Annotated in this window: 4 protein-coding genes; all 4 read left to right on the plus strand. The window is 38.4% G+C overall.

What is annotated here, in order from left to right:
* A partial coding sequence (locus AC1DRF_RS14170; protein ID WP_477740970.1) for a tagaturonate reductase occupies positions 1-918 on the plus strand: 918 nt, incomplete at its 5' end.
* A 12-nt stretch (positions 919-930) separates the two neighbouring features.
* A complete protein-coding gene (locus AC1DRF_RS14175) occupies positions 931-2,421 on the plus strand; it encodes a UxaA family hydrolase (protein WP_477740971.1) in 1,491 nt (496 codons plus the stop codon).
* Positions 2,422-2,463: 42 nt separating this feature from the next.
* The gene (locus tag AC1DRF_RS14180) at positions 2,464-3,861 is read left to right on the plus strand and encodes a glycoside hydrolase family 28 protein (protein ID WP_323618774.1); all 1,398 of its coding nucleotides are present in this window, start codon (positions 2,464-2,466) and stop codon (positions 3,859-3,861) included.
* Positions 3,862-4,470: 609 nt separating this feature from the next.
* On the plus strand, positions 4,471-6,304 hold a 1,834-nt coding region (locus AC1DRF_RS14185), incomplete at its 3' end, for a beta-galactosidase (RefSeq protein WP_477740972.1).

A 6,304-nucleotide genomic window follows, 5' to 3' on the forward strand; every position in this document is an offset into this window, starting at 1 on the left:
GTATTACGTTATGCCGACAAATGGAATTTAGAAAAGAAGTTTACCGAGTGGATACACGAAGCAAACGCTTTTTGCTGCACGCTTGTTGATCGAATTGTGCCAGGTTATCCAAATGATGAAAATACGCTCAATGAACTGAGTTATGAAGATGAGTTTTTTGTGATTGCAGAGCCATTTTACTTATGGGTTATTGAGGGACCAGAGTGGGTAAAAGAGGAGTTTCCCGCGGAAGAAGCTGGTTTACATGTGAAATTTGTGAACGATATTGCACCGTATGCGCTGCAGAAAGTCAGAATTTTAAACGGTATTCATACTGCAACGATGCCTGTTGCGTATTTAGCGCAACTAAATACGGTCAGAGAAACAGTCGAAGATGAAGTAATTGGAACGTTTATTCGAAAGTGTCTATATGAAGAAATTATTCCTAGTTTACCAGTTTCGGAAGAAGAGTCCTTGTCATTTGCTAAATCTGCATTAGAACGGTTTCAAAATCCGTTTATTCATCACGAATTAATGAGCATCTCTTTGAACAGCATGACAAAGTTTAAAATGCGAAACATCCCAACTCTTAAAGAGTACGTTGAAAAGCACGGAGCGCTACCTACTTTGCTTACATTTTCTCTCAGTGCCCTCATTTCTTTTTATAAAGGAAAAAGAGAAGGAGAAAAAATTGAACTATCAGATGACCCCGCAGTTCTAGAAATGTATGAATCTCTTTGGAATACGTATGACGGTACTGAAAAAAGCATTTCTTACATTGTAAAAGAAGTGCTGGGATATAAAGAGCATTGGGGAGAGGATTTAAATATGATTCCTAGCTTAACAGAAGCCGTAACAAATGGAGTCTTAGCTATTGAAACTGTCGGAATGAAACAGGCGATGAAAGAAATTCTCTATGTAACCGCAACTAAACAGTAAGAGGTGAAGCATATGAAAGAAGTAATTCGTATTCATCAGGGAGATAATGTAGCAGTAGCTTTACGAGATTTTTTAGCACAAGAGAACCTTATGGTTGATGGAAAAGAAATTTCTCTAAAAGAAGAAGTAAAACGGGGCCATAAAATAGCTCTTACGCCAATTTCAGCGGGCGGCAACATTATAAAATATGGCTTTCCAATCGGGCATGCGACTTATTCTATTTCACCTGGTGAGTGGGTGCATACGCATAACGCAAAAACAAATTTAAACGACGTTAATGAATATAAGTTTCATCAAAAATTAGCAGTTCCTAAACAAAAAAAACAATCGCTAACGTTTAAAGGATATCGCCGCAAAAACGGAGATGTTGGAATTAGAAATGAGCTTTGGATTGTTCCAACGGTAGGGTGCGTCAACGGTATAGCCGAACAAATGATTAAACAGTTTCAAAAAGAAATAGGGGATCTCTCGCCTTTTGAGCATGTAACCGTTCTAAAACACAATTACGGATGTTCTCAGCTCGGTGACGATCACCGTAATACAAGAACCATGCTTACGAGAATGGTACAGCATCCAAACGCTGGAGGAGTTTTAGTGTTAGGACTTGGATGTGAGAATAATAGCTTAACAGAATTTAAACAAGCGCTAGGTACAATTGATGAAAGCAGAGTGAAGTTTTTACAATCTCAAGACGTCGAGGATGAAATTGAGGCAGGAGTCGCTTTGCTAAAAGAAATTTATGATGCTGCTAAAGACGATAAAAGAGAAGACGTTGATATTTCAAGGCTGAAAGTAGGTCTTAAATGCGGTGGCTCAGATGGGTTATCAGGTATTACAGCAAATCCGCTGCTCGGCAAATTCTCCGACTGGCTCATTGCTCAAGGAGGCACAACGGTTTTGACGGAAGTGCCTGAAATGTTTGGAGCAGAAACCTTGCTCATGGAAAGAGCCGTTGATGAAGAAACATTTAACAAAATTGTTGATCTTGTTAACGATTTTAAAACGTACTTTCTCAATCACAATCAGCCGGTGTATGAAAATCCTTCTCCCGGTAATAAAGCAGGCGGTATTACAACATTAGAGGATAAATCACTTGGCTGCACTCAAAAAGCAGGCACGACCCCAGTCGTAGACGTGTTAAAGTACGGAGGCAGTTTACAAATTAACGGTTTAAATTTACTAAGTGCTCCTGGAAATGATTTAGTTGCCTCAACTGCTTTAGCCGCTTCAGGGTGTCATATTGTACTGTTTACAACGGGAAGAGGAACGCCGTTTGGAACGTTTGTGCCCACTATGAAAATTTCCACAAACACCGCTCTTTATAACAAAAAACCGCACTGGATTGATTTTAACGGAGGAGTGCTGGTTGAAGGTGACACAGAAGAAGATACGTTAGAAAGCTTTATTGAGTACATGATTAGAGTTTCTAGCGGAGAGCTTGTAAATAATGAAAAAAATGATTTTAGAGAAATGGCCATTTTTAAAACAGGCGTTACTTTATAAATAAGYCGGTTACTAGATTGTTAAACGAAAGGAGAAAAGCTAGTGAAAAAATATGTGCTTTGTTTGTTTGTGATGACTCTTATGCTTATTTTACCGTTTTCTGCCCAAGGGAAATCTCTTTCAGCAAGTGAAAAAATAACAGCAGTTAAAGAACAAATTCAGCCTCTTTCATTTCCAAACCGTACGTTTAATGTTAAGCAGTACGGAGCAGCAGGAAATGGAAAGTCTGATTCAACGGCTGCTTTTAAAAAAGCAATCGAAGCGGCTAACAAAGCAGGAGGAGGGCGCGTTGTTGTCCCACCAGGAACTTATGTTACCGGTGCGATTTATTTAAAAAGTAATGTAAATCTTCATATAATGAAAAAAGCTACGATTAAGTTTAGTCAAAATCCTGAAAAATACTTACCTGCTGTTTTAACAAGATGGGAAGGCGTGGAGCTATATAATTATTCACCGCTTATCTATGCGTATAACGAAAAAAATATTGCGATTACAGGAGAAGGTACGTTAGATGGACAGGGGGATAACGAACATTGGTGGCCCTGGAAAGGAAAAAAGGAGTTTGGATGGAAAGAAGGCGAGCCGAGTCAGCAGCAAGATCGCGATTTGCTGTTTAAAATGGCAGAAGAGAAAGTTCCTGTTAAAGAGCGCGTATTTGGTAAAGGGCACTATTTGAGACCTAGTTTTATTCAGCCTTATCACAGTAAAAATATCATGATAAAAGGTGTAACCATTTTAAATTCGCCAATGTGGCAAATCAATCCCGTCTTAAGCGAGAACATTTTAATTGATGATGTAAAAATTATAGGTCACGGTCCTAATAATGATGGAGTAGACCCTGAATCGAGTAAAAATGTGCTTATTAAAGATTCTTATTTTGACAATGGAGATGATTGTATTGCGATTAAGTCGGGGCGTAATGCAGATGGGAGAAGAATCAACGTACCAAGTGAAAATATTGTTATTGAAGGAAACGAAATGAAAGATGGCCACGGGGGCGTTGTGATCGGCAGCGAAATATCAGGAAGCGTCCGGAACGTATTTGCTCAGCACAATGTTATGGACAGTCCCAATCTAGACCGGGCGTTGCGGATTAAAACAAATTCAGTTCGCGGCGGAACGATTGAAGATATCGACTTTAGCAACAATACGGTCAAAAGCGTAGGCAGTGAAGTGATTCAAATAGACATGTACTATGAAGAAGGAGACACAGGGAATTTTACGCCCGTCGTTCGGAATATCAACATAGAAAACTTGCAAAGCAACGGAGGCAAATACGGCTTATGGATTCGAGCCTATGAACGTTCTCCTGTCACAAACCTAACGATTCGTCATTCTAATTTCCAGCATGTTGCAACACCATTATTAATGGAAAATGTAAAGGATCCTGTGTTTGAAGAACTTTGTATAAATGGAAGCTGCATGAACACAAACCGGTAAAAGCTGTGTTTATAATCAGCTGCAAGTAAAAGGCGGAACAAAAAATATTTTAGCCCAAGAAGTATCCGCACAATTAATCGAGCTTATTGATTAATTGTGCGGTCTTTTTTTGTTGGGATGGTGAACGTAGGTTTAATGTGTTAATAATGGTAAAAACCTGCTCTGTAATTTTTACTATTTTATAGATAGGTCAAATGATTCTTACTAATTGATAGATAACATGGATGAAAGAAATAACTTTTGATGCTTGTTTTCCGAGCAATTTATTACCTAAATGTGGATATGGAAAGTGTGAGGGAAGATATATATAAGAATTATAAAAACATTTGTCTTTGTAAGCGTTTTATTCTTTATTTTAATAAAGAGCAAAAAAAGGATGTTTTTCTCTAAATTTTTACCATTGAATATTTTGAATAAAGTTCATAAAATAAACTTGTAAGCGTTTTAAAAGATTAGGAAGTATGTATCTTGAAAGTTGAATAGAAATTTATTTATGAAGAAAATAAATATGATTTTTTTGCTTTTGATCACCGTTTCCGAGTAGAGCTTAACAAGTAGCAGCAAATCGTTCATTTAATGAAATAAAGAAATAGATAGGAGTAGAGAAAAATGTACATCGGTGTCGATTATTACCCTGAACATTGGCCAGAGAATATGATAGAAGAAGATATCCAAGGCATTAAAGAGCTAGGATCAAACATGGTAAGAATAGGAGAGTTTGCTTGGCATCTAATGGAGCCTAAAGAAGGTGAATATGACTTTTCCTTTTTTGATAGCGTTATCAATAAGCTTAAAAAACAGAATATTGATGTTATGTTTGGTACGCCTACCGCCACTTTTCCGGCTTGGCTTGCGAAGCAGCATCCTTCTATTTTATCGAAAGATGAAAACGGGGCGGTCAGAGCCTTTGGAGGAAGACGTCAATATTGTTTTAATTCGCCTCTTTATCGGAAGTATAGCGCTCAGATTACAGAACAACTCGTAAAGCACTACTGCTCAGAAGAAGCAATCGTAGCATGGCAAGTTGACAATGAATTCGGCCATGAAGGCAGTGACATGTGTTACTGCGAACAATGTCATAAAGAGTTTCAGCAGTTTTTGGAAAGAAAATATAAAGATATCAATGAGCTAAATGAAAAGTATGGCACTATTTTCTGGGGACAAACATATAACGAGTTTACTGAAGTGCCTATGCCCGTAAAAACAATTACGACACACAGCCCTTCGCTAAAGCTTGACTGGGCGCGCTTTCGTTCTTTTTCGTTAAACAGATACGCTCACGAACAAACGGCGATTGTGAAGAAATATAAAGGTGATCACCAGCTGTTGACAACGAACGTATCAGGGGGCTTTTTTGATAAATGGTTTGATCATGAAGAAAATCTAGAAGTAATGGACTTTGTATCTTATGACAATTATCCGGTATGGGGCGGTCAAACAGAGCCCATTACCCCGGCTCATATTGCACTAGGGCATGATTTTAATAGAGGTTTGCTACATAAAAACTTCTGGATTGTAGAGGAATTAATGGGCGCCCAAGGTCATGATATCATCGGTTATCTTCCCCGACCTAACCAAGCAAAAATGTGGTCTTATCAGGCGTTTGCTCATGGATGTACGAATATGCTGTATTTCCGTTGGCGCGGAATGACAAGAGGAGCCGAGCAGTACTGCTATGGAGTTGTAGGTCACGATAATCATTATGGAAGACGCTACAAAGAAGTTCAGTCGTTATTTAGTGAAATCGTTCATTACGAACATGTACTGAAGTCTGATATTAAATCGGATATTGCCGTTTTATATGACTATGAAAATATATGGTCATGGCGCTTTCAGCAGCAAAGTGAAGGATTTGACTTTACGCAAGAGCTGCTTCGAGGATATACACCGTTTTATAAGTTGAATACACCTATTGATGTTATTCCTGCTTCGAGAGATTTTTCAAGCTATAAAGCACTGGTTGTTCCGGCTTTGCAGATCATTGATGAAGAACTAGGTAAAAGATTTACTGAATTTACTGAAAACGGCGGCGTCATCATTTTTACGTTTAGAACCGGCATTAAAGACAAACAAAATAATATTCACTTTAAACAGACGCTGCCCGGATATGTAAAAGAAATAACGGGAATTGAAATTCAGGAAGTGGAAGCACTGTCTTCTACTCAAAAAGCAGCTATTAAAGGGGTAGGACCGTATGAAGGAGAGCAGTCAAGTGCGTCCGTGTGGAGAGACATTGTCACACCTGTAACAGCTGAAGTGCTGTATGAGTATGATGATCCATTTTATAGTCAAGCCGCTGTAACAAAAAATCAGTTTGGTCGCGGAACGGTTTATTATGTAGGCTGTGGAATTGAAGGGCAAACGTTTGAAAAAATTGCGCTTGATATTGTAAAACAGCAGCATATTGAGCATACGGAAAGTGAAGAGGGGATTGAAGTATATC

The sequence above is a fragment of the Priestia sp. P5_B4 genome (genome assembly GCF_056400385.1).